The following is a 26,743-nucleotide window of genomic DNA, read 5'->3' on the forward strand; positions in this document are numbered from 1 at the left end:
TCAGGCGGTCTCCACGGCCATGGCCCGGGCCATCCGGATGCCCTTCTGCAGGGCAAGCCGGCCCTCGGGCCAGTTGATCGGCAGGGTGTCCAGCACCCAGGCCTCCAGCTCTTCCTCGGCCGGGGCAGAGCCGCCCTCCCACATCTGCGTCGCGATCCGGCGGAAGGTGCCGTAGGCGCGCGCCGCCTCCTGCGCCTGCCCGAGATGCGCGTAGGAGGCCACCGCCCAGACCCCGAGGTCCGGAAAGCCGTCGGGGCATTTCTCGACCGTTGCGATGGTCGCCTCATGGTCGCCCGCCATGAAATGGATGCCGGCCAGATAGGCGATGTAATATTCCGGATAGATCGGGTTCAGCCGCAGGGCCTGCTCTGCCAGGTCCTTCGCCAGATCGACATGGCCGAGGAAGCCCAGCCCGCTCGCCGCCGCGATCAGCGTCTCGGCATCGTGCGGGTTCATGTCCACCGCCAGCCGGAAATGCGAATTGGCCCGTTCCGGCGACCGCGCGATGGCCCAGTTCCAGGCCATGCTGATGTGGCAGCGCGGATCGTAGGGGTCGAGCGCGATGGCCTCGCGCGCGTGGCGGAAGGCGGCTGCGCAATCGGCCTTGCGGTTGGGATAGCCCGGTCGGACCATGCAGCGCGTGCTCAGGATCTGCGCCAGGCTCGCATGGGCGCTGGCCAGACCAGGATCCAGTTCGATCGCTCTCAGGAACAGCGCCTCGGCCTCGGCGTCGGCCTCGGCCGACCACAGCCGCGACAGCTGGTGCCCCTTCAGCCAAAGGTCATAGGCCACCGGATTGCCCGGCGTGGACCGCGCATGGCGCAAGAGCGTGATGTGGTTCACCTGGCTGGCCAGGTTCGCCGCCACCGCACCCGCGACGGACGAACTGACCTCCTGCAACTCGTGCTCGGCCACCGGGTAGAGCTGGGACCAGACCTCGCTGCCGTCGCGGCAGTCGATCAGGGTGACGAACAGCTTGCCGCTGCCCGTGCGCCAGTCCAGCACGCAGTCCACCGCGAAATCGGCGTCGATCACCTGGCCCACGGCGGTGAAGTCAACGGCGGTGGTCGAGTCGAAGCCGCTCGACGGCCAGGGGATGACGATCCAGCAGCGGAACCGCGACAGGCAGGACTTTGCCAGGAAGGCAAAGCCCTCGCCCAGGTAGTCCTTGCTGTTGTCGGTGTAGCGGGTCAGCGGCGGGCGGATGGTGATGCGCGGCGGGCCGCTGCGCGTCAGGGGCGCGGCGGGGGCGGCGGGTGCAGTGGCAGGGCGCTGAAGCGAGACCTCGCCGCTCTTGATCGCGACGAGAAGCGCATTCGAGGCCTCGCTCGGTTCGCTGTCCAGTTCCTCGGCCAGCGCCTGTTCCAGCAGCCCGTATTGCCGCAAGGCCGCCGACTGGTCGCCGCGCTGGGCGTGAAAGCGCATGAGGAACTGGTGCGCCAACTCGTGGCTGGGTTCGATCCGCACCAGTTCCTCGGCGATGCGGGTATCGGTGAAGGCATTGGCGGCGATCAGCTTTTCCAGCTGGTCGGTCAGGGCCGAGGTCAGGACCGACCGCAGCTGCGACCGCTCGATCTGCAACCAGGCCTCGAAGACCGGCGCACTGGGCTGGGCCGGGCCGAACAGCTCGCCCTGCCACAGCGCCGCCGCCGAGAGGAGCGCATTCTGGTCATGCACCGCCGTCGCGATCAGCTCGCGGAACCGGCGCACGTCCAGGTCGAAGGCCTGAGCCTTCAGCCCGACGGAAAAGCGGTCGGCTTCGACCACATCCTCGTTCTCCGGGCCCAGCACTTCCTTCAGCTCGCGCAGCGCCTGCCGCAGGCTGGAACGCGCCAGCGATTCGGGCGCGGGGTCCCAGAGCAGCGAGGCAAGCTGTTCGCGGTTCATCCTTTGGCCGGGCGACAGAAGGAGAAGGCCAAGAAGCAGCCGCGTCTTCCGCGTCCGGAACGCCAGTTCCTCTCCGGTCGCGACACGCGCGACCCGGCAGGCACCGAGGAGATCAACCTGGAAGCGAAACATGCGATACCGTTCGGGATTACAGAGGTTAACGATGCACAGAGACACGCGGCCTTTCAACAGACGACGATCGGGAAATCCACCCTAATCCGGCGTTCCGGCGCCAGGGTTGCCCGGCCCGCTACCGATTTGGCGCTGGTGTCACGCGAAAATCACGCTGATGCCCTAGACCAGATCCTGTCCTTCGCCGCGATCCGGGGAAGGGGAAGCGCATTTTCAGACAGATCCATTTGAACGGAGATCGGGATGAAAACCCTCATCGCATCGCTGCTTGCCCTGTTCGCGGCAGGCGCCACACCCCTTCTGGCCGAGACCGCCGCCCGGATGCTGGAAAACTGCCCCCTGACCGGCGCCACCGGCTCGGCCTCGGCCGAATGCCAGGCCCTCAGGGCCGATTACACCGACAAGGTCCAGACCTGCCTCGCGCTGCGCCGGGTGGCCGCCGAAGAGCGGACCGGCCGGTCCTCTGCCGGCAACGGCCATTCCGCCCGCGCCAGCTACATGGCCTGCGCGTCCGAAGTCCGGTTGACGCTCGGACTGGCCGCGAAATAGCCCTGCGGCCGCGCCTTTCAGCCGGTCAGGAAAGGCGCGGCCGTCATTGTCGCGGGCACCGGCACCCCCATCCGCGTCAGGATCGACGGGGCCAGCGCCAGCTGGTCCAGCACCTGGTCCTCGGGCGGCAGCGGGCTTGCGCCGAAATAGTAGAAGGCGAAGTCGCGCTGCTCCTCGCCCGTCCCGCCATGATGCCCGCGCGCGTCCTGGCCGTGGTCGGCGGTGACGATCACCTCGTATCCCGCCTGCCGCCAGCGGTGGATGAAGGGGGCCAGCACGGCATCGAGATGGCCGCAGGCGTGGTCCATCTCGACGCAATCGTGGAAGAAGCGGTGCCCCATGCTGTCCAGCGTGCAGGTGTGCAGGATGCCGTAGTCGATGCCCTTGACCTCGCACAGCCGCGTCAGCGTGCCGAAGAGGTCGTAGTCCGAGGGCGTCATCTGGTTCGCGTGCCCATAGCCGTGCATGGTGTGGAACCGGCCATGAGTGATGGGCCCTTCGGGTTCGTCGTATTCGATGTCGCGCACCACGTCGAAGGGCGCGCGGTTGAAGAACTCCGACCAGTAGCTGTGCGTGACCGCCCCGGTCTTCAGGCCCGCCTTCGTCAACTCGCCGAAGACATCGGGAAACTCCAGCCGCCGGATGTCGGCATTGTCCCAGATCCGGTGCACCTGCGGCGGCAGGCCGGTGTGGATCGAGGCATAGCACGAGGCCGAGGTCGAGGGCAGCACCGAGCGCATCCGCCGCACCCGGGCCTCGCCCTGTTCGACCCAGCCTTCCAGGTTGCCGAACAGCCGCCGCCAGTTGCGGTAAGGCACCCCGTCCAGGATGATGAGCAGCAACTTGGTCAAGAAAAGCCTCCTCGTGCGCCTTCGGCTTCTCGTCGGGAGGCCCCCAGCGAGGAGGGACGCAGTCCAACGACGAGCGGCGGTTCAGTTCCCTGCGCTCTCCATCTTGCGGTGCGCGATCACCTGCTCCAGCCAGCCCAGTTCCATCTCGGGCACCGAGGACAGGAGAAGATCGGTGTAATCGTCGAACGGCGGCGTCAGCACGTCGGACTTCTGGCCGTAGCGCACGACCGCGCCCTTGAACATCACCGCGATCTTGTCGGAAATCGCCTTCACCGTCGCCAGGTCATGGGTGATGAACAGGTAGGCGACGTGCTCCTGTGCCTGCAGCGCCAGTAGCAGCTTCAGGATCCCGTCCGCCACCAGCGGGTCCAGCGCGCTCGTCACCTCGTCGCAGATGATGAGCTTCGGCTTCGCCGCCAGCGCCCGCGCGATGCAGACCCGCTGCTTCTGCCCCCCCGACAGTTCCGCCGGATAGCGGTCGGCAAAGCCCTTGCCCATTTCGATCTGGTCCAGAAGCTCTTGCACCCGCCTGTCGCGCTCCGCCCCCTTCAGGCCGAAGTAGAACTCCAGCGGCCGGCCGATGATCGTGCCCACCGTCTGCCGCGGGTTCATCGCGGTGTCGGCCATCTGGTAGATCATCTGGATCTCGCGCAGGTCGTCCTTCGTCCGCCCGGCCAGATCCGCTGACAGCTCGCGCCCGGCAAAGGTGATCCGGCCCTGGGACGGCGGCAACAGCCCGGTGATCGCCCGCGCCAGCGTCGATTTCCCCGACCCCGACTCGCCCACCACCGCCAGCGTCTGACCCGCCGGCAGATCGATCGACACGTTCTTCAGCACGTCGAAATTCGTGCCCCGGTAACGCGCCGTGACGTTCTGCACCTGCAGGACCGGCGGGGCAGGGGGCTTCTCGGCATGGTCGAGGCCCCGGACCGAGACCAGCGCCTTCGTGTAGTCCTGCACCGGCCGGTGGATGATCTGCCCGGTCTCGCCAAGTTCGACCATCCGGCCATGGCGCAGCACCATGATCTCGTCGGCGACCTGCGCCACGACGGCAAGGTCATGCGTGATGTAAAGCGCCGCCACACCGGTATCGCGGATCGCCTCCTTGATCGCGGCCAGCACGTCGATCTGGGTGGTCACGTCCAGCGCGGTCGTCGGCTCGTCGAAGATCACCAGGTCCGGCTTCGGGCACAGCGCCATCGCCGTCATGCAGCGCTGCAACTGCCCGCCCGAGACCTGGTGCGGATAGCGGTTGCCGATCGTGTCCGGGTTCGGCAGGCCGAGCTTGCGGAACAGCCCCCGCGCCCGGGCCTCGGCCTCGGCCTTGCTGCACAACCCGTGGCTCAGGCAGGTCTCGATCACCTGCTCCATGATCTGCTTGGCCGGGTTGAAGCTGGCGGCGGCCGACTGCGACACATAGGTCACCTCGCGCCCGCGCAGGCGCCGCAGGCTGCGCGCATCGGCCAGCCGGATCTCGCGCCCGTTCAGGTGGATCGTGCCCCCCGTCAGCCGGACGCCGCCCCGCCCGTAGGCCATGGCCGACAGGCCGATGGTGGACTTGCCCGCCCCGGATTCGCCGATCAGCCCCAGCACGCGCCCCCTCTCCAGCGTCAGGTCCACGCCATGCACCAGCGTCACGGTCTTCGGCGGCTCTCCCGGAGGATAGGAGGTCGCTTCGATCACCAGGCCCTTGATCTGCAACAGGGGATCAGCCACCGCGCCCTCCCTTGAGGCTCGAGGTCCGGGTCAGGATCCAGTCGGCGACCAGGTTCACGCTGATCGCCAGCGCCGCAATGGCGGCCGCGGGCAACAGCGCCGCCGACTTGCCGTAGATCAGGCCATCCTTGTTCTCCTTCACCATGCCGCCCCAGTCCGCCAGCGGCGGCTGGATGCCGAGGCCGAGGAACGAGAGCGTCGAGATGAACAGGACCGCGAAGATGAAGCGCAGGCCGAACTCGGCCACCAGCGGAGACAGGGCATTGGGCAGGATCTCGCGGAATATGATCCAGCCGCCCTTCTCGCCCCGCAGCCGTGCGGCCTCGACATAGTCCATCACCGCGATGTCCACCGCGACGGCGCGGCTCAGCCGGAAGACGCGGGTCGAATCGAGGATGCCCATGACCAGGATCAGCACGGTCAGGTTCAGGGGCAGGACCGACAGCATGACCAGTGCCACGATCAGCGAGGGGATGGCCATCATCAGATCGACCAGCCGCGACAGAAGCTGGTCGATCCAGCCGCCCTTGACCGCGGCGAGAAAGCCGAAGAAGGCCCCCAGCGCAAAGGCCAGAAGCGATGAGGCCAGCGCCACGAAGATCGTGACCTGCGCGCCATAGATCAGCCGGCTCAGGATATCGCGGCCGATGGTGTCGGTGCCCAGCCAGTGCGCGGCCGAGAAGCCTTCCCACTGGCCGCCGGAACTGTCGTCCAGCGGATAGGGCGCGATCCACTGCGCGAAGATCGCGATGAAGAGGAAGGTTCCGGTCAGGACCAGACCGATCAGGGCGGAAAGCGGCATCCTCATTTCGGGTGCCTCAGGCGCGGGTTGGCAAGGATGCCGATGATGTCGGCCAGCATGTTCAGGAAGATGTAGACGGCGGCGAAGATCAGCCCCACGGCCTGCACCACCGGCAGGTCGCGCTTGGTGACGTGATCGACGAGGTATTGGCCAAGCGCGTTGTAGCCGAAGACGACCTCGACCACGACGACCCCGACGACGAGGTAGGCGAGGTTCAGCATGACCACCGACACGACCGGCGCGATGGCGTTCGGGAAGGCGTGCTTCCAGATGATGGTCATCGGCGACAGGCCCTTGAGTTCGGCGGTCTCGATATAGGCCGACTGCATCACGTTCAGGATCGCCGCCCGGGTCATCCGCATCATGTGGGCCAGGACGACCAGCACCAGCACGATGACGGGGAGCGCGATCGCGTGCAGCTTGGCCCAGAAGCTCATGCCGGGAAAGACCATGGCGACCGGCTGGAAGACGGGGAAAAGCTGGGTCAGGAGGAAGATGACGAAATAGGCCGCGACGAATTCGGGCAGGCTGATCGTGGTCAGCGTGACGGCCGAGATCAGCTTGTCCGGCCAGCGCCCGGCATAGCGCGCGGCGATCAGGCCCAGAAGGATCGCCAGCGGCACGGCGATCACGGCGGCGCATCCGGCCAGGAACAGCGTGTTGCCCAGCCGCTGCCCGATCGCCTGGGCGATGTCGACGCCGTTGGTCAGCGACTTGCCCAGATCCCCGGTCAGGACCCCGCCGAGCCAGGTGAAATAGCGCGTGAGCGGCGGCTCGTTCAGCCCCAGCTTCTCGCGCAGGTTCTCCAGCGCCTGCGGGGTCGCCGACTGGCCGAGGATCGCCTGCGCGGTATCGCCCGGCAGCGCCTCTACGCCCAGGAAGATCACAGCCGACACCGCCAGCAGCAGGAGGAGGCCCAGCGCGATGCGCTGGACCACCAGTTTCAGGATCGGATGCACGGACCGGGCCTCAGGCCAGCCAGCACTTGATCAGCGCCTTGCCGTTCATCAGTTCCCCGTTCGGGTCGGGCTGCCAGCCCGCCACTTCCTCGCGCCGCGCCTCGACCCAGTCGTTGAACATCGGCAGGATCAGGCCGCCCTCGTCGCGCAGGATATGGGCCATTTCCGAATACATGGCCTTGCGCTTGTCCTGGTCCAGCTCGGCCCGCGCCGCCACCAGAAGTTCGTCGAACCTCGCGTTCTTGAACTTGGTGTCGTTCCATTCCGCGGTGGAGAGGTAGGCCGTCGAATACATCTGGTCCTGCACCGGACGACCGCCCCAGTAGCTGGCGCAGAAGGGCTGCACGTTCCAGACGTTCGACCAGTAGCCGTCGTCGGGTTCCAGCTGCACCTGCAGGGGAATGCCCGCCGCGTTGGCCGAGGCTGCGAACAGGTTCGCCGCATCCACCGCGCCGGGGAAGGCCCCGGGCGCCGTGCGCAGGATGATCGGGCTGCCGTCGTGGCCGGACTTCTTGTAATACTCCGCCGCCGCCGCCGCATCGTATTCGCGCTGCGGGATCGTGTCGTCGAACAGCGGATAGGCCGCGTTGATCGGGAAGTCGTTTCCGACCGACCCCAGCCCGCCGAGGATCTTCTCCACCTGCTCCTTGCGGTTGATCGCCAGCTTCAGCGCCATCCGCAGATCGTTGTTGTCGAAGGGCGGCTTGTCGCAATGCATGATGAACACATAGTGCCCGCGGCCCGGTGCGTGCTCGATCGTGATGCCAGGGGCCCCCTGCAGAAGAGCAACGATCTTCGGATCGACCCGGTTCATCATGTGGATCTGGCCCGACTGCAACGCCGCCGTCCGCGCGGTATTGTCGTTGATGACGATGATCTCGACCTGATCGGCATGCGCGCCATTGGCCGCGTCCCAGTAGTTCGGATGCCGCTCGAACACATGGCGCACGCCGGGCTCGTTCACCGTCACCTTGTAGGCCCCGGCGCCGATCCCCGCGGCCGGGTTGTCGATGCCGCCGCCCGGCTGGATCACCAGGTGATAGTCCGCCATCAGATAGGGCAGGTCGGCATTGCCCGAGGCCAGCTTCAGCGTCACCATGTCGCCTTCCGCCACCATCTCGGCGATGCCCTGCACGATGCCCAGCGCGCCCGACTGGCTCTTCTCGTCGGTGTGCCGCTTCAGCGTCGCCACCACGTCCTCGGCCGTCACCGTCTTGCCGTCATGGAACTCGACCCCCTGGCGGATCTTGAACTTCCACTCCGTCGCATCGGCGTTCGAGCTGATCTCCTCGGCGATCCGGTAGTCGATCGACCCGTCCGGTGCCACGTCCACCAGCATCTCGCCCCAGGTCATGTTGACCGCGAAGGGCACCTCGGACGCGGCCAGCGCCGGGTCGAGGCTGTTCGTCGATTCCCCGCCCTGCATGCCGGCGCGCAGCACGCCGCCCTTCTTGGCCTGGGCCTGCACCGCCTTGCCGAACAGCGCCGAGGCAAGCCCCGCCGAGACGCCCAGGGCCGTCGTCCGCCCGACGAACTCGCGCCGGCTCATTCGGCCCGCCTTTGCCTGCGCCACCATCCAGTCCAGCTGGTTCACCTTGTCGTTCATCCTCGTCTCCCTGTTGCCCCGCTTTGGGGGATTCTTTTGTTGACTGTTGAATCAATAGACTGCGATCCGGCCCTTGCGACAAACGTTTTTTCGCACGCCCTCACACAAACTTCCGTGCCACCTCCTCGTCCCAGTCCCGCTGGAAGACGACCGTTTCACCCTCCCAAGCGGTGAGCCTCGCCTGCATGCGCAAATGCGACGCTGTGGCGCTCATCACCGTCTCGGCCCGGGTCCTGACCCGCCAGTCGCCGCGCGACAGCCGCTGTTCCCAGGTGATCTCGGCCCGCGCCGACAAGGGATCGGCCGCGATCTCCCAGCGTTCGGTCGTCGTCTCGCCGCTGACCAGCCCGTGGTCCAGGTTCTCGGTGTCGCCCGTGTCCTCCGCGACGACCAGCGCATGGGTCCCGGCGATCAGGTCGCTCTCCACCCGGCGGCTGGCCGACCCCGGCCGCAGCACCCGGTGCGCCCAGGGCTTCGCGGTCTCGGCCGGCGGCGGCTCCCATTCCGTCCGCGTGCCCTCATGAACCGGCAGGTCCAGACTGGCCTGCGTGATCTCCAGCGTCGCGGCCTCGGGCGAGGGCCAGACAAAGGGCCAGTAGGTCGTGGACAGGGCCAGCCGCAGGCGATGACCCGCCGCAACGCGATAGCCCATCTGGTCCAGCACCAGCACCACATCCTCCGGCACGCCCGGCTCCATCGGCTCCGGCGCCTCGGCGCTGCGGCGGTGGCAGAGGTTCAGGATGCCATGCGCGATCCGCACCGAGGACCCGTCCGGGGCCACGTCGCAGAGCCGCGCCACGAGGAAGGCCATGGGCTTGTCCGACGCCAGCCGCAGCGACAGCTTCGCCGCGCCAAGCAGCTCCAGCGGTTCGGCCAGCGGCGCGCCATCGAAACAGACCGACAGCGCGTCATCCGTGCGCTGGTCGCCCGCCATCTCGGCATTCAGCCCCATCGGGAAGAACTCGCCCGCCGCCATCCCCAGATGCTGCGGTGTGCAGACGCTGGCGGACAGCGCCCCCGCCACCCCGAGGCCCGCGTCCGAAACCGGCAACACCTGTCGGCCGACCCGAGGCGTCGGCCACTCAGCCTCCGCGATCCAGTGGCCATCCCGATGCTTTGCACTCGGATTTGGCGGCGCGGAATGCAGCAGGTAGGCGCGGAAGGCCGGATCATCCTCGGCCCCGTTCTCGATACCCTTCAGCCAGCGGTCCCACCAGCGGATCGCCAGTTGCAGGAAGCCGATCCGCGGCCCCGGCACCGCCGTGTGCGGATACTGGTGCACCCAGGGCCCGATGATCCCTTTCACCGGCCCGCGCGCCTGCTCCATCAGATGCGCGACCGTATTCATGTAATTGTCGTTCCAGCCGCCGATGGACAGGATCGGCGTGGTCATCCGGTCCCAGTCCTCGCAGATCGAGCCGTGCTTCCAGTAGGCGTCCCGCGTCTGGTGCGCCGCCCAGCCGGGGGCATGGAAGGGCTGGTTCTCCAGCCGCCGCAGCCAGGTCTCGCGCCAGTCGTTGCGCAAGAGCGGGTCGGGCGGACGCGAAGAATAGGACAGCATCACCGACCCCCAGCCGAAATTCTCGCCCAGAAGCGCGCCGCCCTTGAAATGGATGTCGTCGGCGAAACGGTCCGTGGTGGAATAGACGCTGATGACGGCCTTCAGCGCAGGCGGTTGCAGGAAGGCCGTCTGCAGGCAGTTGAAGCCGCCCCAGCTCTTGCCCATCATCCCCACGCTGCCCGAGCACCAGGGTTGGCGGGCCAGCCAGGCGATCACGTCGCAGGCGTCCTGCAACTCCTGCGCCGAATATTCGTCCTCCATCAGCCCGTCGCTGTCGCCGTTGCCCCGGATGTCCACCCGCACGCAGGCATAGCCGTGCCCGGCGACATAGGGGTGCATCAGCTCGTCCCTCGGCAGGGTCCCGTCGCGCTTGCGGTAGGGGATGTATTCCAGCACAGCCGGGACGGGTCTTGCTGCGGCGTTGGCAGGCATCCAGACCCGGGCCGAAAGCCGTGTGCCGTCCGGCATCGGAATGGCCAGGTCTTCGATTTCGGTGATCGCCTCGGGAAACTCAGACCTGACCGTCACGCGCCACCCCTCCGATTCTCTGACCGCATCGGATATTATCCGGTCGTACAATTCAAGCGCCGTGTGAGCTCCTCGTGCGCCTTCGGCTTCTCGTCGCGGTGCCGCCCGCGAGGAGCGACGAAGTCGACCACGAGCCGCCCGCAGTCCCAGCGAGGAGCGACGAAGTCGACGACGAGCCGCCTCAAATTCCAAATTCCGCAGATGTAAAGAAACCCCTAACGTCCGCGACCAACCAATTGATTCCAAATACTTTACGGAGATTGTCCACCGTGGACACCCTCGCCTGTTCACCCCCGCACACAGACCGCGCGGCACGAGCCTGATGAAAATTTACCCCCGGGGGGCTACCTTCCCCTGCAAAGGAGACACCCCATGTGGAACCCGCTTCTCGACCCCTCGATCCCGATCGGCACCCAGGTCGACGCCATCGAGACCGTCATCGTCCCCCGCGCCCGCGACCTCGGCGGGTTCGAGGTCCGGCGTGCCCTCCCCTCGGCCCAGCGGCAGATGGTCGGCCCCTTCATCTTCTTCGACCAGATGGGCCCGGCCGAGTTCCTGACCGGCGACGGCATCGACGTGCGACCCCATCCCCACATCGGCCTCGGCACCGTGACCTACCTGCTGAAGGGCCGCCTCCACCACCGCGACAGCCTGGGCACCGACGCCTGGATCGAACCCGGCGCCGTGAACTGGATGCTCGCGGGGCAGGGGATCACCCATTCCGAACGCACCGATGGCGAGGCCCGGCGCCAGCCGATGTCGATGCTGGGCCTGCAGACCTGGCTCGCCCTGCCGAAGGACCGCGAGGAAGATGCCACTGCCTTCGCCCATGTCGGGAAGGACCAGCTGCCCGAACTGGAAGGCGAGGGGAAACAGGTCCGCCTGATCCTCGGCCACGCCTGGGGTGAACGGGTGGGACTCGAGATGCCGTCCGAGGTCTTCTATGCCGACGCCCGCCTCGCCCCCGGCGCGGCGATCCCGTTGCCCGACGACCACGAGGACCGGGGCGTTTACATCCTTGACGGCGAGGTGACCTGCGCTGGCCAGACCTTCGAGGCCGGCAGGATGCTGGTCTTCCGCCCCGGAGACCGGGTCTCGGTCAAGGCCGGCCCGCAGGGTGCGCGGGTGATGCTCCTCGGCGGCGCCACGATGGACGGCCCCCGCTTCATCTGGTGGAACTTCGTCGCCTCTTCCCGCGAGAAGATCGAGGCCGCCAAGGAGGCCTGGCGGGCCGGCGACTGGATGCACGGCCGCTTCCGCCTGCCCCCCGGCGACGAGGCGGAGTTCATTCCCGCCCCCGACCGGTAGAAAAACCCGCGCTTCCCCCATTGACGCCCCCGGGGGAAGCGTCTATCCCGCCCTCCACGCGCGGTGGTAGCTCAGTCGGTTAGAGTACCGGCCTGTCACGCCGGGGGTCGCGGGTTCGAGCCCCGTCCACCGCGCCAGCCTTCCCCTGATTGGTTGACGAGCCCAGCAGGTGTCCACGGTGGACATTTCGCGATTTCGTCGTGATTTCAGTGCATTGATCGCGGACGTTAGGGGTTTCTTAACCTCCGCCTCCGCGTCTCCTCTCTTGTCCACACGAGACGAGTCAGGGCAGGGGGAGTGCTGCGGCGGAGACCTGGATCCCGCCGATGGCGAAGAGGCGCGCCCGGGTGGAGACGCTGACGCCGCGGGAGACGGTCCCGGCCTCGTCCCGGTCGATGGCGACGCTGATCGCGTATCGCCGTCGGGGCGGAGCGCCGGCTTCGGCAGGCATCGGCTCCAACCCTGCGGAACGTGGCGGCGGTGCCGGCACCTTTCCCGCTTGACGCCCACCGCGCGACCTACTATCTGACCCGCCACGCGCGGTGGTAGCTCAGTCGGTTAGAGTACCGGCCTGTCACGCCGGGGGTCGCGGGTTCGAGCCCCGTCCACCGCGCCAGCTTTCCCCAGAACATGCAGGGAAGACGGAACGCCAGCCCCGGGGCCGGTGCCTGCCTGCGCCGCGTTCGGCCTGTCTCGTGCGACGGAATGCCCGGCCCGGGCCTGCTGGCGGCGACGGGCCGACCGGGATAGTCTCCCCGCCAGCCGCGCCCCCTTTCAGCGAACCGGACCCCTGCCCATGGCCCTTCTTGACCAGATCCCCCTGTCGATCCTGATCCTTGCCGCCCTGACCCTGGGCCTCGCGCCGTTCCTGCCCGAGCCGCATATCTGGGAGAAGCTGAAGATGCTGGCGGCGGGCGAGCTGGTGAAGCCGATCGACTGGTTCGACCTCGCCCTGCACGCGGCGCCATGGCTCCTGCTGATCGCCAAGCTGGTGCGGATGGCGCTGGTCCGGAGCTAGGGCCGCAGGCGCAAGAAAATTGCGCGGATCACGGGTAGTTTCGGCCGGGAACACCTCTGTGAGACCCCCTGTGCGCAACATCCGGTCGGGTGTATCTGACGGGCCGGGCGTCAGGGTCCGCCGGGTGAAACCTCTCACCGACGCGACGGACCGGGATGACACCCGAACTGCGGACCCGCGCTGCGGGCCGAAACCGGAGACTGAACATGCGTTCCTTCATCCTTCCTGCCACCCTTGTCCTGATGACCGCCATCGGCTCGGCCGCGATCGCGGCGCCGACGACGACCGTGGGCATGGTCAAGAGCTTCGACGCCAGGACCATGACCCTGACGCTGGACAACGGGGTCAGCTACGTCCTGCCCAAGGGGTTCAAGGATCCCGGCCTGAAGGCGGGCGAGAAGGTGTCGGTGATCTGGGACATGAAGGGCGCGGTGCACGAGGCGAGCGCCGTGACCATCCAGAAATCGTGACCGTCCATCGGGACGGAACGGGGAACGGGGGCCGACAGGCCCCCGTTTTCGTTCAGAGCCGCATCCGGTAGCGGATGTGCCCGTCATCGGCGCAGAAGCTGTCGTAGAGCCTGCGCGCCGTGGTGTTGCCGATCTCGGTCAGCCAGTAGAGCCGCTGCCAGCCCCGCGCCCGGCCGATGGCGATGAGATCCTCGATCAGGGCGCGGCCAAGCCCCTGTCCGCGCGCCTGGGGAGCGACGAAGAGGTCTTCCAGATAGCCGTCGTCGCCCATCACCCAAGTCGAGGGGTGGTGCTGGTGGATGGCAAAGCCCTGCGGCACGCCGTCGATGCAGGCCAGCCGCGCGGTCAGGGGGTTGGCGGGGTCCATCAGCCGCGCCCAGGTGAAGGCCGTCACCCCATCCGGCAGGGTGAGGTTGTAGCCTTCGGTGAACCCCTGCCAGAGTCGCAGGAAATCCCCTTCGTCCGAAGGGGTTGCGTCGCGTATTTCAACCATCACGCGAGCCGCGCGAGGATCCGGGCCCAGGCGCGGATGCCCTTGTGGAAGGACTCCACGTCGTATTTCTCGTTCGGGCTGTGGATGTTGTCGTCATCCTTGCCGAAGCCGATCAGCATCGCGTCCATCCCGAGGATGGTCTTGAAATAGCCCGCGACCGGGATCGATCCGCCCGATCCGATGAAGGCGGCGGGCTTGCCCCATTCCTCGGTCAGCGCGGCGCGGGCGGATTCGAAGGCGGGGTCGGAGATTTCCATCACGCTCGCAGGCGCGCCGTCGCTGCCGCCGTGCCAGAGGATCTCGCAATCGGCGGGCATCTGCGCTTCGGCCCAGGCCTTGAAGGCCGCGATGATCTTTTCGGGGTCCTGGCGCGAGACGAGGCGGAACGAGACCTTGGCATGGGCTTCCGAGGGCAGCACGGTCTTGAACCCCGCCCCGGTATAGCCGCCCCACATGCCGTTCACCTCGGCGGTCGGGCGCGACCAGATGCGCTCCAGAGGCGTGCGGTCCTGTTCGCCGGCGGGGACCGAGAGGCCGACCTCGGCCAGATAGGCGGCATGGTCGAAGGCCAGCGCCTGCCATTGGCTCCGCAGCGCGTCGGGAAGTTCGTCCACGTCGTCGTAGAAGCCCGGCACCTGCACCCGGCCCTGCGAATCATGCAGGCCCGCCAGAAGCCGCGCCATCAGGTGCAAGGGGTTCTGCGCCAGCCCGCCATACATGCCGGAATGCAGGTCGCGGTTCGCCGCGCGGATGGTGAATTCCGCCTTGCACAGGCCGCGCAGCATGGTGGTGATCGCCGGGGTATGTTCGTCGTAAAGCCCGGTGTCGCAGATCAGCGCGAGGTCGCAGGACAGCTCGTCCCGGTGCTGTTCGAGGAAGGGGATGAGCGAGGGCGAGCCAGATTCCTCCTCGCCTTCCAGGAAGATCGTCAGCTTGCCCGGCAGGCGGCCGTGGACCTCTTTCCAGGCGCGGCAGGCCTCGATGAAGGTCATCAACTGCCCCTTGTCGTCCGAGGCGCCGCGCGCGCGGATCACGCGGCCTTTCGGTGTTTCCTGCACCTCGGGGTCGAAGGGCGGGCGGTGCCAGAGCTCAAGCGGATCAACGGGTTGCACGTCGTAGTGGCCGTAGAACAGCAGATGCCGGCGCCCCTCGCCGCCATGGGCCACGACCATCGGGTGACCGGGGGTCGCGGCGGCGCGGGCGTCGAAGCCGAGCGAGGACAGGTCGGCGGCCAGATGTTCCGCCGCACGGGCGCAATCGGCCTTGTAGGCGGGGTCGGTCGAGATCGAGGGGATGCGCAGAAGCGTCATCAGCCGGTCGAGCGACTGCGGCAGGGATTCGTCGATGCGGGCAAGCACGGCGTCGAGCGACGGGGCGGGGGGCATGCTGTTCTCCGGGATGTGATCGGAAGCCAGCCTAGCAGCGGGGTTGGCACTGTCCAGAGCGGGCGGGCTGCGCTAAGAGGGGCTGGAACGAAGGGGGTGACAATTCGCCCTCTGGCGCCGAGGCGCCAATTGACCGACATCAAGGCACCCCTGCGGCGGATGGGACAGAACCGTCGCACAAGGAACCGGAACGCATGACCAGATACGACGACGCGATCGACGCCAGCCTGCAACGCCTGCACGACGAGGGGCGCTATCGCACCTTCATCGACATCGCGCGCGCCAAGGGCCAGTTTCCCCATGCGGTCTGGACCCGCCCGGACGGGACGCAGAAGGACATCACGGTCTGGTGCGGCAACGATTACCTCGGCATGGGCCAGCATCCCGAGGTGCTGGCTGCGATGCACGCGGCGCTGGAGGCCACCGGCGCGGGGTCGGGCGGCACGCGCAACATCAGCGGCACGACGGTCTGGCACAAGGCGCTGGAGGCCGAGCTGGCCGACCTGCACGGCAAGGAGGCCGCGCTGGTCTTTACCTCGGCCTATATCGCCAACGACGCGACGCTTTCGACGCTGCGGACGATCTTTCCGGGCCTCATCATCTATTCCGACGCGCTGAACCATGCCTCGATGATCGAGGGCGTGCGGCGCGGGGGCGGGGCGAAGCGGATCTTCCGGCACAACGACCTGGCCCACCTGCGCGAGCTTTTGGCGGCGGACGACCCGGCGGCGCCGAAGCTGATCGCCTTCGAATCGATCTACTCGATGGACGGCGACTTCGGCCCGATCAGGGAAATCTGCGACCTGGCGCAGGAATTCGACGCGCTGACCTACCTGGACGAGGTCCATGCCGTGGGCATGTACGGCCCGCGCGGGGCAGGGGTGGCCGAGCGTGATGGCCAGATGGGCCGGGTGGACATCATCAACGGCACGCTGGCCAAGGCCTATGGCGTCTTCGGCGGCTATATCGCCGCCTCGGCAAGGATGGTGGATGCCATCCGGTCCTATGCGCCGGGGTTCATATTCACCACCAGCTTGCCGCCCGCGGTGGCGGCCGGCGCGGCGGCCTCGGTCCGGTTCCTGAAGGGCGAGGGCGGGCGGGCGCTGCGGGCGCAGCATCAGACCCAGGCCCGGATCCTGAAGACCCGGCTGAAGGCGCTGGGCCTGCCGATCATCGACCATGGCAGCCATATCGTCCCGGTCCATGTCGGCGACCCGGTGCATTGCAAGATGCTGTCGGACATGCTCCTTGAGGACCACGGCATCTACGTCCAGCCGATCAATTTCCCCACCGTCCCGCGGGGGACCGAGCGGCTGCGCTTCACTCCCTCGCCGGTGCATGGGCCGGACGAGATCGACCGGCTGGTGCGCGCGATGGATGCGCTTTGGGCGCAATGTGCGCTGAATCGCGCCGAGGCGGTTGCCTGAACTGTTTGCCCCGTGGAAAAGGCCTTGTCCTGTGGTAAGGATTGCCCAATAGAACAAGGCAGTGAGTCGCTGGGGAAGGCGACCGCGTAGAGTGGTGCACCGAAGGGGACAGGGCGCGCATGATCGGTTGGAGGGCGAAACCTTCGACGACCGAAGAGGACAAGCCAAAGGGCTTTGACGACTTCGAGTTGCGTCTGGGCGACCTGATGCGTGGCGAGCGAGCCACGCTGGGCAAGTCGCTGCTGGATGTTCAGCGAGAGCTGAAGATCAAGGCCACCTACATTGCGGCCATCGAGAACGCCGACCTCTCGGCCTTCGAGACGCCCGGTTTCGTGGCGGGCTACGTCCGGTCCTATGCCCGCTATCTGGCGATGGACCCGGAATGGGCCTTCGAACGCTTCTGCGCCGAGGCCGGCTATTCCGTGTCGCACGGCCTCTCGGCCGCCGCTGCGCCGCAGCAGATCGCCAAGGCCCGGGCGCGGCGCGATGTCGCCGATCCCCTTGCTGATCCGAATGCAAGCTTCATTCCGCGTGGCGAAGCGATCTGGAGCCGGATCGAACCCGGTGCGGTCGGGTCCATCGCGGTGCTGGTCGCCCTGATCGGCGCCATCGGCTATGGCGGCTGGTCGGTGCTGCAGGAAGTCCAGCGCGTTCAACTCGCCCCCGTGGATCAGGCACCGACCGTGGTCGCGCAGATCGATCCGCTGTCGGAGGCCGGCACAGCTGCGCCGCAGATGGTAGCCAGCCGCCCGACCGAACCTGCAGCACAGGCGGTGGCCAGCGCCGAAGGCGCCGCCGCCCGGGATGTGATGGACCGCCTCTATCGCCCGCAGGCGCTGGACGTGCCGGTCCTGACTTCGCGCGACGGGCCCATTGCTGCGATCAACCCGCGCCAGACCGGCGTCCTGTCGGAAGTGGCCGCGGCCGATGTCGTCGATGCCGCGATCGACGAGGCGCTGGGCAGCGATGTCCAGGTCATCGCCGAGGCAAAGCAGGGTATCGAGGTCCTGGCGGTTCGCCCCTCCTGGGTGCGGGTCAATGCCGCGGACGGCACCGTGCTGTTCGAGAAGATCCTGGATGCCGGCGAACGCTATGTCGTGCCGCCGCTCGAAACGGCCGCCGTGTTCCGCACCGGAAATTCGGGGTCGATCTACTTCCTGGTGGATGGCGTGCCCTATGGTCCCGCCGCCCCTGGCGCCAATGTCGCCAAGGATATCAAGCTGTCGCCCGAGGCGCTGACCCAGACCTATGCCCGGGCCGATCTGAGCAAGGATCAGGATCTGGCCAATTTCGCCACGGCGGATGCGACGCCGGTCCTGCAGGCGCCCACCGTCAGCGAGTAGGCCCCGCCGCCCATTGCCGCAGGCCGTCGCGCGCCTTATGCTGCGCGGGCATTGCAAGGGAAGCCCGACCCATGACTCACAACCCCGTCCGCCCCTGGCGCAACATCGCGCGACGGGCGTCGCGGCAGATCCGCGTGGGCAAGGTGCTGGTCGGTGGCGATGCTCCGATCAGCGTGCAGACGATGACCAACACGCTGACCACCGACGTGGCCGCGACCATCGAGCAGATCCAGCGCTGCGCCGTGGCGGGTGCGGACATCGTGCGCGTCTCGACGCCGGACGAGGCCTCGACGAAGGCGCTGAAGGAGATCGTCGCCGAAAGCCCGGTGCCGATCGTCGCCGACATCCATTTCCACTATCGCCGCGCCATCGAGGCGGCCGAGGCGGGGGCGGCCTGCCTGCGGATCAACCCCGGCAACATCGGCGATGCGAAGCGCGTGGCCGAGGTGGTGCGCGCGGCCAAGGACCACGGCTGTTCCATCCGCATCGGAGTGAACGCGGGCAGCCTGGAAAAGCACCTGCTGGAGAAATACGGCGAGCCTTGCCCCGAGGCGATGGTGGAATCCGGTCTCGACCACATCCGGCTGTTGCAGGACAACGATTTCCACGAGTTCAAGATCAGCGTGAAGGCGTCGGACGTGTTCCTGGCCGCCGCCGCCTACCAGCAGCTGGCCGATGCCACCGACGCGCCGATCCATCTGGGGATCACCGAGGCGGGGGGGCTGGTGTCCGGCACGGTGAAATCGGCCATCGGTCTGGGCAACCTGTTGTGGATGGGGATCGGCGACACGATCCGGGTCAGCCTGTCTGCCGACCCGGTCGAGGAGGTCAAGGTCGGCTACGAGATCCTGAAGTCGCTGGGCCTGCGGCACCGGGGGGTGACGATCATCTCGTGCCCGTCCTGCGCGCGGCAGGGGTTCGATGTCATCAAGACGGTGGCGGCGCTGGAGGAACGGCTGGCGCATGTCACGACCTCGATGTCCCTGTCGATCATCGGCTGCGTGGTGAACGGCCCGGGCGAGGCCCTGATGACCGACATCGGCTTTACCGGCGGCGGCGCGGGGAAGGGGATGGTCTATCTGGCCGGCAAGCAGGATCACACCCTGTCGAACGAGCGGATGATCGACCACATCGTCGAGCTGGTCGAGAAGAAGGCCGCCGAGATCGAGGCGGCGGAGAAGCTGGCTGCGGAATAGTGCCCAGAATTCTTCGTCGAAGAATTTTGGACCCAGCGCTTCAGTCCTCGCCCATTTCGCGCACCAGATGGTCGATGAAGGCGCGCAGGCGCGCCGTGACGGACTGGGCCGAGGGATAGACGAAATAGATCGCCTTCCGCGGCGTGGACCAGTCTGGCAACACGCGCACGAGGCGCCCGGCGGCGAGGTCGGGGCGGCAGACGATGCCGGGCAGGGCGCCGATGCCCGCCCCCGCCACCACCGCGTCGCGCACCGCCAGGTGCGAGCCGAGCCGCAAGGGCGGCTCGAAGGGCAGGACGACCTCTTCCTCTCCGTTCTGCAAGGGCAGACCGCCCGGCCAGGGCATGGCAAGGCCGACCAGGTCGAAGCGGGACAGATCCTCGGGCCGGCGCAGGCTGTCGAGACCGGGCAGGTCGGGCGCGGCCACCATCATCGCCTGGCCATGGGTCAGGCGGCGGGCGACCTGGCTGGAATCCTCCAGCGGGCCGAAGCGGAGGCAGCCGTCGAAGCCTTCCTCCAGGAGGTCGGGCGCGCGGTCGAGGAAATGGATTTCCAGCGTCACCTCGGGATGGAGCTTGCGGAACCGGGCGGCAATGGCGCCGATCAGGAGATTGCCGAAGCTTTGCGGCACCGCCAGCCGCAGATGCCCACGCGGGGTGCCGCCGGATTCGCCGAGCGCCCGGCGGATGTCCTCGGCCTCGCCCAGAAGCCGCTCGGCGCGGGCGGCCAGCACCTCGCCTTCCTGCGTGGGCCGCAGCGTGCGGGTGGAGCGTTCGATCAGCCGGACGCCGAGGTCGGCCTCGAGATCGGCGACGCGCTTCGAAAGGGTGGATTTCGGCACCCTCAACGCCAGCGCGGCGGCAGAGAACGAGCCTTCGCGCAGCACGGTGCGAAAGCCGCGGAGCGCGGTGAGGTCAAGATCATTGTCCATAATTCGGAACACACCTTGCAATAATGGCCATCTGGTCCATGATCGTGGATTTTGGCAGAGTGCGCAAGACACGTTCCAGGGATTCCGCATGCAACCGACTTCCGAAGCACCGCCCTCGCGCGCGGTGACCCTTGCCGTTCTGGGCCTGGCCTCGATGACGATCATGGCGAACGCGACCGTCGCGTCCTCGCTGCCGGGCCTGCGCGCGCATTATGCCGACATTCCCCATATCGACACGCTGGCGGGGCTGATCGTGACCTTGCCCTCGCTGGCCATCGTGCTGTCGGCCGGGGGGATGGGCCTTCTGATCGACCGCTGGGACCGGCAGAAGCTGCTTCTCCTGACGGCGGGTCTCTATGCCATCGGGGGGACCTCCGGCCTTTGGGCCGAGAGCCTCTGGGGCATGCTGATCGGGCGGCTGGCGCTGGGGCTGGGGGTGGCCGGCACGATGAACCTCGGCATGACCTGGGCCTCGGACCTCTGGCAGGGGCCCGCGCGGGCGCGGTTCCTGGGGATGCAGGGCGCGGCGATTTCGCTGGCGGGCATCGTCTTCATGCTGCTTGGCGGGTTTCTGGCCAGCTGGCACTGGCGCGGGGCCTTCGCGGTCTATGGCCTGATCCTGCCCATCGCCGCGCTGGCCTTCCTGGCGCTTGGCCCCCATGCCCGCCGCATCGCGGCCGAGCGCGCCCGCCCGCAGGCCCTTGCCGCCACGACCGACCGTTTCCCCTGGGCGGCCTATGCCTTCATCGCGCCGCTCGCCTTCCTGTTCCAGGTCGCGTTCTACGTCACGCCGACCCGGCTGCCCTTCCACCTCGAGGCGCTGGGGGTGCACAGCCCGCTGGTCGTCGGCGCGCTGATGGCGGCCCTGGTGACGGTCTCGGCCCCGGTGTCGCTGATGTACGGCCGGATCCGCGCCAGGCTGAGCGCCATGACCATCTTCGGCTTGTCCTTCGTCCTGATCGGGCTGGGCTTTCTGGCCCATGCCACGGCAAGCGACTGGCACGGAGTGCTGCTGGGCTCGCTGATCGCGGGGCTGGGGATGGGGATCTCGATGCCCAATTACACCACCTGGTTCATGGCGCGGGTGCCGGCCAGCATGCGCGGGCGAGCCTCGGGCCTCTTGACCACGGCCTTCTTCCTCGGCCAGTTCGCCTCGCCCCTGGTCTCGGCGCCGCTGGTGGCCTGGCTTGGGCTGGCGGGCACCTTCGCGGCGGTGGGCATGGGGCTGGTGGTGCTGGGTCTGGGACTCTGGGTCGCGCAGGCGGTGCGGCCCGAGCCTGTCCCGGTCGAGGCCTGAGCCGCGTGCCGGTCTAGTGCGGGATCGACTTCGAGAACAGGTTGACGATCAGCACTCCGGCGAGGATCAGCCCGAGGCCCAGGATCGCCGCCAGGTCCAGCGACTGGCGATACCAGATCCAGGCCACGGCGCTGATCAGCACGATCCCCATGCCCGACCAGATCGCATAGACGACGCCGGTCGGCATGACCCGCAGCGGATAGGACAAGAGCCAGAAGGCGAGCGCATAGCCGCAGAACGCCAGAAGCGACGGCACAAGCCGGGTAAAGCTTTCCGAGCGGGCAAGGGCGGTCGTGGCGACGACCTCGGCCAGAATGGCTGCCAGAAGGATGAGATAGGTCCGGGTCATGCGCCTGCTCGAAAGGTGACATTGCCCGCTACCCTGTGCGAGACGGCGGCGACGGTCGCGTTCAACTGCGACCCTTGCACCGCCGGAACGGACAGTGGACAGCCACCGGCCGACCCTCCGGCCCTTGCTCAGCCGTCGGAGCGGGCGTCGGCCACGAAGTCGCGCATCACGTCCAGCGGCGCATAGCCGCGCATCACCATGTCCTTCAGCACGAAGGCCGGCGTGCCGGTGATCTGCATCTTGTCGGCCAGCGCGTGATTGTCCTTGATGACCTGCATCACCTCGGGCGCCGACATGCGGTCGAGGATCGGCTGCGCCTCAAGGCCGAGGTCGCCGGCCAGCCGGCCCAGCACCTCGGGCGAAGGCTCGCCGCGCAGGGTCATCAGCGCGTCGTGCACTTTGGCATAGGCCTCATCCCCATGCAGTTGCCGGACCGCGATCGCGAACTGAGCGGACATCAGCGAGGCCTCGCCCAGGATCGGGAACTCCTTGACCACAAAGCGGATCTTGCCGTCGGTCTGGATAAGCTGGTCCACTTCCTCATAGGCCTTGCGGCAATAGCCGCAGCGGTAGTCCATGAATTCGACCAGGGTGATGTCCCCCTCCGGATTGCCGCCGACCCAGTCGTTGGGGTTGTTGAAGATCTCGTCGTTCAGCGAGGCGACCATCTGCACGTCGCGCAGGGCATCGGCCTCTTCCTGACGCGCCTGGAGCACATCCATCGCCTCGATCAGGACCTCGGGGTTTTCCAGCAGATAGGCGCGCACCTCCTCGCGGAAGGCGGCGCGTTCGGCATCGGTCATCGCGGGGACGGAGGGCTGGGTCTCGGCCAGAGCGGGCAGGCTGGCAAGGCCGAGGATCAGGCCAAGGGCGAGGCGGGTCATGAGGTCTCCTGCAGTGGCCGGATCCGGCGGCGGGCAGGATAGGGGCGGGTCCGCGCCGAGGCAAGCCACTCGCCGCTTTGTGATCCGGCGGCAACGCCGGCCCCAGAGCGGCGCGGGGCGCAATTTACATCCCGCGGCCGAGCGGGGATAAGGCGGCCATGCGCCTGATCCGACCGCTTTGCGTCGTCCTACTGCTGCTCCTGCCGCTGCCGGCGGGGGCCGAGGGCCTGTCGGCGCTGGCGCGGGTCGATCCGATGCGCTCGGCGCTGGTGGCGACGGGGCAGGGGCTGGAACTGAAGCTGACCCTGAGCCAGCCGGTGCCCTGGCGGGTGCGGATGCTGGACGGCCCGCCGCGGCTGGTGATCGACACGCGCGAGGTGGACTGGGCAGGGGCGCAGGTCCTGGCCATGGTGCGCCCGGCGCTGGCGATGCGGGCGGGGTCGTTCCGGCCGGGCTGGTCGCGACTGGTGCTGGAACTGGACGGGCCGCACCGGCTGGCGCGGGCCGAGATGACGACGACCGGCGTCCCGCGCATCGACATCCTGCTTGAGCCGACCGACGCGGCGAGTTTCGCGGCCGAGGTCTCGCGGCCGGACCTGCCGGAATGGGGCCTGCCGGATGCCGCGCGGCTGGAGCCGCCGCCGGTTGCAGGCGCCGGACCGATCACGGTGGTGCTGGATCCGGGGCATGGCGGCATCGACCCGGGGGCCGAACGCGACGGGATCAGCGAGGCGGCGCTGATGCTGACCTTCGCCCGCGAGCTCAAGGAGGCGCTTCTGCGCGACGGGCGCTTCCGCGTGGTCATGACGCGCGACGAGGATGTCTTCGTGCCGCTGGAGACCCGCACCTCGATCGCGCGCGAGGCCGAGGCGGACCTCTTCCTGTCGCTCCATGCCGATGCGCTGGCCGAAGGCGACGCGCAGGGCGCGACGATCTACACGCTTGCCCCCGAGGCGTCAGACGCGGCCTCGGCTGCACTCGCCGAACGGCACGACCGCGACGACCTTTTGGCCGGGGTGGACCTGTCGGACCAGGACGATCAGGTCGCCGAGGTGCTGATGGACATGGCCCGGACCGAGACGCGGCCGCGCAACGACCGGCTGGCCGAGGCGGTGGTCGGCGCGCTGAAGGCGGCCGAGATCCGCATGCACCGCCATCCGCGGCAGACCGGCGGCTTCTCGGTGCTGAAGTCGCCCGACATCCCCTCGGCGCTGCTGGAAGTGGGATTTCTCTCTTCTGACCGCGACTTCAAGCGGCTGTCCGATCCCGCCTGGCGCGCGCGGCTGGCCGAGGCGGTGGTGCAGGGCATCGTCGCCTGGTCCGAGGAGGACCGGACGCTGCGGGCGCTGGCCGCGCCCTGACCCTTGCGAAACCCCGCCCGCGCCGCCACTTGTGACCGGCCAAGGTTTTGACGCGGGGGCGCGTCTGCTATACTGGGGTCCGAAATCAGCGGGAGTTCCGGGTGCTTCGTTTCGTCGGCAATTTCTTGGGCGGTATCTTCACCACGGTCACGCTGGGGCTGATCTTTGCCGCGCTGACGCTGGGCGGCATCTTCTACATGTATTCCCGCGACCTGCCGAGCCACGAGAACCTGGCGCAATATACCCCCGCGACGATCAGCCGGATCTATTCCGGCGAGGGTCGGATCATAGACGAATTCGCCCAGGAACGCCGTCTGTTCGTGGCCAGCGAGGACATCCCCGACCTGGTGAAGCAGGCCTTCATCTCGGCCGAGGACAAGAACTTCTACAAGCACCACGGCTATGACACGCGCGGCATGGTCGCTGCCCTGATCGAGGCGGTGAAGAGCCGGGGCGAAAGCATGCGGGGCGCCTCGACCATCACCCAGCAGGTGATGAAGAACTTCCTGCTCGACGGCTCGCGCAGCGTCGAGAGGAAGATCAAGGAGATCATCCTGGCCACCCGGCTGGAGCAGACGCTGTCCAAGGACAAGATCCTGGAACTTTATCTGAACGAGATCTTCCTCGGCCAGAACTCCTACGGGGTGGCGGCGGCGGCGCAGACCTATTTCAACAAGCCGCTGTCCGACCTGGCCCCACATGAGGCCGCGATGCTGGCCGCCATGCCGCAGGCGCCGGGCAAGTATCATCCCGTGACTGCGAAGGAGCGGGTGACCGAACGGCGCAACTACGTGCTGCGCGAGATGTGGCAGAACGGCTATATCGACGAGGCGACCTATCTTGCGGAAAAGGAGATGCCGCTGCGATCGGTGCAGAACGGCGATTTCGAGGCCTTCCGCGATGCGCTTCCCCCTCGCGACTATTTCACCGACGAGATCCGCCGCCAGTTGTCCGGCGTCTTCGGCGAGGAGGAGTTCTTTTCCGGCGGTCTGACCATCCGTGCCACGGTCGACCCCGAGCTGCAGGAGGCCGCTGCCGCCGCGCTGCGCGAGGGGCTGGAAAACTATGACCGCAGCCAGGGCGTCTGGCGCGGCACCGGCAAGACCCTGCCGGCCGAGGTGCTGGGCTCGGAAGCGGCCTGGCGCGAGGCTCTGGCCAAGGTCGATGTGCCGCGCGACGTGGACGCCTGGTTCCCGGCCGTGGTGCTGGAGGTGGGCGAGACCAGTGCCCGGATCGGCATCGAGGGCGTGATCGACGACGAGGACGGCCATTTCATCCCGGCCGAGGATGTCACATGGGCGCGCAAGCGGTTGCCGGACGGCAAGCTTGGCCCCAGGGCGAAGGTCGCGGGCGACCTGGTCTCGGTCGGCGATGTGGTGCTGGTCCGCACCGTCACCAACAAGGACGGCACCTTCAACCGCTGGTCGCTGCGCCAGGTTCCCGAGGTGCAGGGTGCCTTCATGGCGATGGATGTGAACTCGGGCCGCGTCCTGGCGATGCAGGGCGGTTTCTCCTACCAGGATTCGGTGTTCAACCGCACCACGCAGGCGACGCGCCAGCCGGGGTCGAGCTTCAAGCCCTTCGTCTATGCCGCGGCGCTGGATTCGGGCTTCACCCCCGCGACGATCGTGGTGGACGCGCCGATCGAGGTGGACACGCCGCAGGGCCTGTGGACGCCGAAGAACGCCTCGGGCAAGTACTACGGCCCGACGCCGCTGCGCACCGGGATCGAGCAGTCGCGCAACCTGATGACGGTCCGCATCGCGCAGGAGATCGGCATGCAGACCGTCGCCGGCTATGCCGAACGCTTCGGGGTCTATGACCGGATGGGCCCCTATCTGGCGAACGCGCTTGGCAGCCAGGAGACGACGCTGTTCAAGATGGTGGCGGCCTATGCCATGTTCGCCAACGGCGGCGAACGGGTGGAGCCGACGCTGGTCGACCGGGTGCAGGACCGGTTCGGCAAGACGATCTATCGCCACGACCAGCGAGTCTGCGAGAATTGCGCCGCCCCCGATCTGCCGCCCGGGCAAGGCGTGAGGATCACCACCAACCGCGAGCGGGTGATGAACGCGATCACCGCCTATCAGCTGACCAGCATGATGCAGGGCGTCGTCCAGCGCGGCACCGCGCGCGGCATCAACCTGCCGGTGCCGGTGGCGGGAAAGACCGGGACGACCAATGATGCAAAGGATGTCTGGTTCATCGGCTATACCTCGAACATCGCGGCCGGCTGCTACATCGGCTACGACCAGCCGCGTTCGCTGGGGGACAGTGCCTCGGGCGGCGGGTTCTGCGGCCCGGTCTTCGAACGCTTCATGCGCACCGCCATCAAGAAATACGGCGGCGGCGAGTTCAAGGTGCCGCCGGGCGGCTATTTCCGCAAGATCGACCGCTATACCGGCATGCCGCTGCCCGACGATGCCACCGGCGACAACGTGGTCTCGGAATACTTCCGCGAGGGCGAGGAGGCGCTGATCGGCCTTGGCAACGTGGTGGATGGCGGTTTCGCCATGGGCGAGAACCTGCCGCTCTTCGCCTATGGCGAGGGCGAGGGCCAGGTGGACCAGGGCAAGACGGTGACCAATTCCCAGGGCAAGCAGGTCTTGGTGCCGAAAAAGGCCGATTTCGGCACCGTCTCGTCCGGCGGGCTTTACTGACACCGACGCCGCCTTCCGGCCGCGCCCTTG

At 67.7% G+C, this 26,743-nt stretch carries 23 protein-coding genes and 2 tRNA genes; 12 read left to right on the forward strand and 13 right to left on the reverse strand.

Features of this window, described 5'->3' with window-relative positions; genetic code table 11:
- Window positions 1–2,019, reverse strand: coding sequence for an AfsR/SARP family transcriptional regulator (locus tag FL625_RS00190; RefSeq protein ID WP_149586624.1), 2,019 nt, complete (start codon window positions 2,017–2,019; stop codon window positions 1–3).
- Between the two features lie 243 nt (window positions 2,020–2,262).
- On the opposite strand from FL625_RS00190, the gene FL625_RS00195 reads away from it, so the two are divergent.
- Complete coding sequence (locus tag FL625_RS00195; protein WP_149586625.1) at window positions 2,263–2,568, forward strand: hypothetical protein; 306 nt, start codon at window positions 2,263–2,265, stop codon at window positions 2,566–2,568.
- A 17-nt stretch (window positions 2,569–2,585) separates the two neighbouring features.
- On the opposite strand, the gene FL625_RS00200 is transcribed toward FL625_RS00195, so the two are convergent.
- The 6 genes from FL625_RS00200 to FL625_RS00225 all read right to left on the reverse strand — a co-directional run bounded on the left by FL625_RS00200 (window position 2,586) and on the right by FL625_RS00225 (window position 10,591).
- On the reverse strand, window positions 2,586–3,419 hold the full coding sequence (locus FL625_RS00200; protein WP_149586626.1) for an alkaline phosphatase family protein: 834 nt from the start codon (window positions 3,417–3,419) through the stop codon (window positions 2,586–2,588).
- 81 nt (window positions 3,420–3,500) lie between these two features.
- Window positions 3,501–5,135, reverse strand: a complete 1,635-nt coding sequence (locus tag FL625_RS00205; RefSeq protein WP_149586627.1) for an ABC transporter ATP-binding protein — start codon at window positions 5,133–5,135, stop codon at window positions 3,501–3,503.
- The gene (locus FL625_RS00210) at window positions 5,128–5,943 is read right to left on the reverse strand and encodes an ABC transporter permease (RefSeq protein WP_149586628.1); all 816 of its coding nucleotides are present in this window, start codon (window positions 5,941–5,943) and stop codon (window positions 5,128–5,130) included. Before FL625_RS00210 ends, FL625_RS00205 begins: the two co-directional genes overlap by 8 nt.
- A complete protein-coding gene (locus tag FL625_RS00215) occupies window positions 5,940–6,896 on the reverse strand; it encodes an ABC transporter permease (protein WP_149586629.1) in 957 nt (318 codons plus the stop codon). Before FL625_RS00215 ends, FL625_RS00210 begins: the two co-directional genes overlap by 4 nt.
- A gap of 10 nt (window positions 6,897–6,906) precedes the next feature.
- Complete coding sequence (locus FL625_RS00220; protein ID WP_149586630.1) at window positions 6,907–8,502, reverse strand: ABC transporter substrate-binding protein; 1,596 nt, start codon at window positions 8,500–8,502, stop codon at window positions 6,907–6,909.
- 100 nt (window positions 8,503–8,602) lie between these two features.
- Window positions 8,603–10,591: a CocE/NonD family hydrolase gene (locus FL625_RS00225; RefSeq protein ID WP_149586631.1), complete on the reverse strand. Its 1,989-nt coding sequence runs from the start codon at window positions 10,589–10,591 to the stop codon at window positions 8,603–8,605.
- 372 nt (window positions 10,592–10,963) lie between these two features.
- Between FL625_RS00225 and FL625_RS00230 the strand changes: the two genes are divergently transcribed.
- Both FL625_RS00230 and FL625_RS00235 read left to right on the forward strand, forming a co-directional pair.
- Entirely contained in the window at window positions 10,964–11,899 is a 936-nt protein-coding gene (locus tag FL625_RS00230; RefSeq protein ID WP_149586632.1) for a pirin family protein, read from the forward strand.
- Between the two features lie 60 nt (window positions 11,900–11,959).
- Window positions 11,960–12,036 (forward strand) — tRNA-Asp (locus FL625_RS00235).
- A gap of 146 nt (window positions 12,037–12,182) precedes the next feature.
- Here FL625_RS00235 and FL625_RS18025 read toward each other — a convergent pair.
- Window positions 12,183–12,350, reverse strand: coding sequence for a hypothetical protein (locus tag FL625_RS18025; RefSeq protein WP_160147703.1), 168 nt, complete (start codon window positions 12,348–12,350; stop codon window positions 12,183–12,185).
- Between the two features lie 88 nt (window positions 12,351–12,438).
- On the opposite strand from FL625_RS18025, the gene FL625_RS00240 reads away from it, so the two are divergent.
- The 3 genes from FL625_RS00240 to FL625_RS00250 all read left to right on the forward strand — a co-directional run bounded on the left by FL625_RS00240 (window position 12,439) and on the right by FL625_RS00250 (window position 13,387).
- Window positions 12,439–12,515 (forward strand) — tRNA-Asp (locus tag FL625_RS00240).
- Between the two features lie 180 nt (window positions 12,516–12,695).
- A complete protein-coding gene (locus FL625_RS00245) occupies window positions 12,696–12,917 on the forward strand; it encodes an RND transporter (RefSeq protein ID WP_149586633.1) in 222 nt (73 codons plus the stop codon).
- A gap of 206 nt (window positions 12,918–13,123) precedes the next feature.
- Window positions 13,124–13,387 (forward strand): DUF1344 domain-containing protein, encoded by a 264-nt coding sequence (locus FL625_RS00250; RefSeq protein ID WP_149586634.1) that lies wholly within the window; start codon window positions 13,124–13,126, stop codon window positions 13,385–13,387.
- A gap of 52 nt (window positions 13,388–13,439) precedes the next feature.
- Here the strand turns inward: FL625_RS00250 and FL625_RS00255 are convergent, their stop codons facing one another.
- Both FL625_RS00255 and FL625_RS00260 read right to left on the reverse strand, forming a co-directional pair.
- Window positions 13,440–13,880 carry a GNAT family N-acetyltransferase gene (locus FL625_RS00255; protein ID WP_149586635.1) on the reverse strand — a complete coding sequence of 147 codons (441 nt, stop codon included), beginning with the start codon at window positions 13,878–13,880 and terminating at the stop codon, window positions 13,440–13,442.
- Window positions 13,880–15,265, reverse strand: a complete 1,386-nt coding sequence (locus FL625_RS00260) for a dipeptidase (protein WP_149586636.1) — start codon at window positions 15,263–15,265, stop codon at window positions 13,880–13,882. Before FL625_RS00260 ends, FL625_RS00255 begins: the two co-directional genes overlap by 1 nt.
- 194 nt (window positions 15,266–15,459) lie before the next feature.
- On the opposite strand from FL625_RS00260, the gene hemA reads away from it, so the two are divergent.
- The 3 genes from hemA (at window position 15,460) to ispG (ending at window position 19,231) form a co-directional block, all read left to right on the forward strand.
- Window positions 15,460–16,692 carry a 5-aminolevulinate synthase gene (gene hemA, locus FL625_RS00265; protein WP_149586637.1) on the forward strand — a complete coding sequence of 411 codons (1,233 nt, stop codon included), beginning with the start codon at window positions 15,460–15,462 and terminating at the stop codon, window positions 16,690–16,692.
- Window positions 16,693–16,811: 119 nt separating this feature from the next.
- Window positions 16,812–18,035: a helix-turn-helix domain-containing protein gene (locus tag FL625_RS00270; RefSeq protein ID WP_149586638.1), complete on the forward strand. Its 1,224-nt coding sequence runs from the start codon at window positions 16,812–16,814 to the stop codon at window positions 18,033–18,035.
- A gap of 71 nt (window positions 18,036–18,106) precedes the next feature.
- Window positions 18,107–19,231 carry a flavodoxin-dependent (E)-4-hydroxy-3-methylbut-2-enyl-diphosphate synthase gene (ispG, locus tag FL625_RS00275; protein ID WP_149586639.1) on the forward strand — a complete coding sequence of 375 codons (1,125 nt, stop codon included), beginning with the start codon at window positions 18,107–18,109 and terminating at the stop codon, window positions 19,229–19,231.
- A gap of 40 nt (window positions 19,232–19,271) precedes the next feature.
- Here ispG and FL625_RS00280 read toward each other — a convergent pair whose 3' ends face one another.
- Window positions 19,272–20,162 (reverse strand): LysR family transcriptional regulator, encoded by an 891-nt coding sequence (locus FL625_RS00280; RefSeq protein ID WP_160147704.1) that lies wholly within the window; start codon window positions 20,160–20,162, stop codon window positions 19,272–19,274.
- Between the two features lie 88 nt (window positions 20,163–20,250).
- On the opposite strand from FL625_RS00280, the gene FL625_RS00285 reads away from it, so the two are divergent.
- A complete protein-coding gene (locus FL625_RS00285) occupies window positions 20,251–21,459 on the forward strand; it encodes an MFS transporter (RefSeq protein ID WP_149586641.1) in 1,209 nt (402 codons plus the stop codon).
- Window positions 21,460–21,472: 13 nt separating this feature from the next.
- Here the strand turns inward: FL625_RS00285 and FL625_RS00290 are convergent, their stop codons facing one another.
- On the reverse strand, window positions 21,473–21,808 hold the full coding sequence (locus FL625_RS00290; protein WP_149586642.1) for a DMT family transporter: 336 nt from the start codon (window positions 21,806–21,808) through the stop codon (window positions 21,473–21,475).
- A 128-nt stretch (window positions 21,809–21,936) separates the two neighbouring features.
- Window positions 21,937–22,692 carry a DsbA family protein gene (locus FL625_RS00295; protein WP_149586643.1) on the reverse strand — a complete coding sequence of 252 codons (756 nt, stop codon included), beginning with the start codon at window positions 22,690–22,692 and terminating at the stop codon, window positions 21,937–21,939.
- 158 nt (window positions 22,693–22,850) lie between these two features.
- Between FL625_RS00295 and FL625_RS00300 the strand changes: the two genes are divergently transcribed.
- On the forward strand, window positions 22,851–24,053 hold the full coding sequence (locus FL625_RS00300; protein ID WP_149586644.1) for an N-acetylmuramoyl-L-alanine amidase: 1,203 nt from the start codon (window positions 22,851–22,853) through the stop codon (window positions 24,051–24,053).
- A 101-nt stretch (window positions 24,054–24,154) separates the two neighbouring features.
- Window positions 24,155–26,713 (forward strand): penicillin-binding protein 1A, encoded by a 2,559-nt coding sequence (locus tag FL625_RS00305; RefSeq protein WP_149586645.1) that lies wholly within the window; start codon window positions 24,155–24,157, stop codon window positions 26,711–26,713.
- Window positions 26,714–26,743: the final 30 nt, after the last annotated feature.

Origin of the sequence: Tabrizicola flagellatus, assembly GCF_008271465.1 — a bacterium.
In the GTDB taxonomy this organism is placed as follows: Bacteria; Pseudomonadota; Alphaproteobacteria; order Rhodobacterales; family Rhodobacteraceae; genus Tabrizicola; species Tabrizicola flagellata.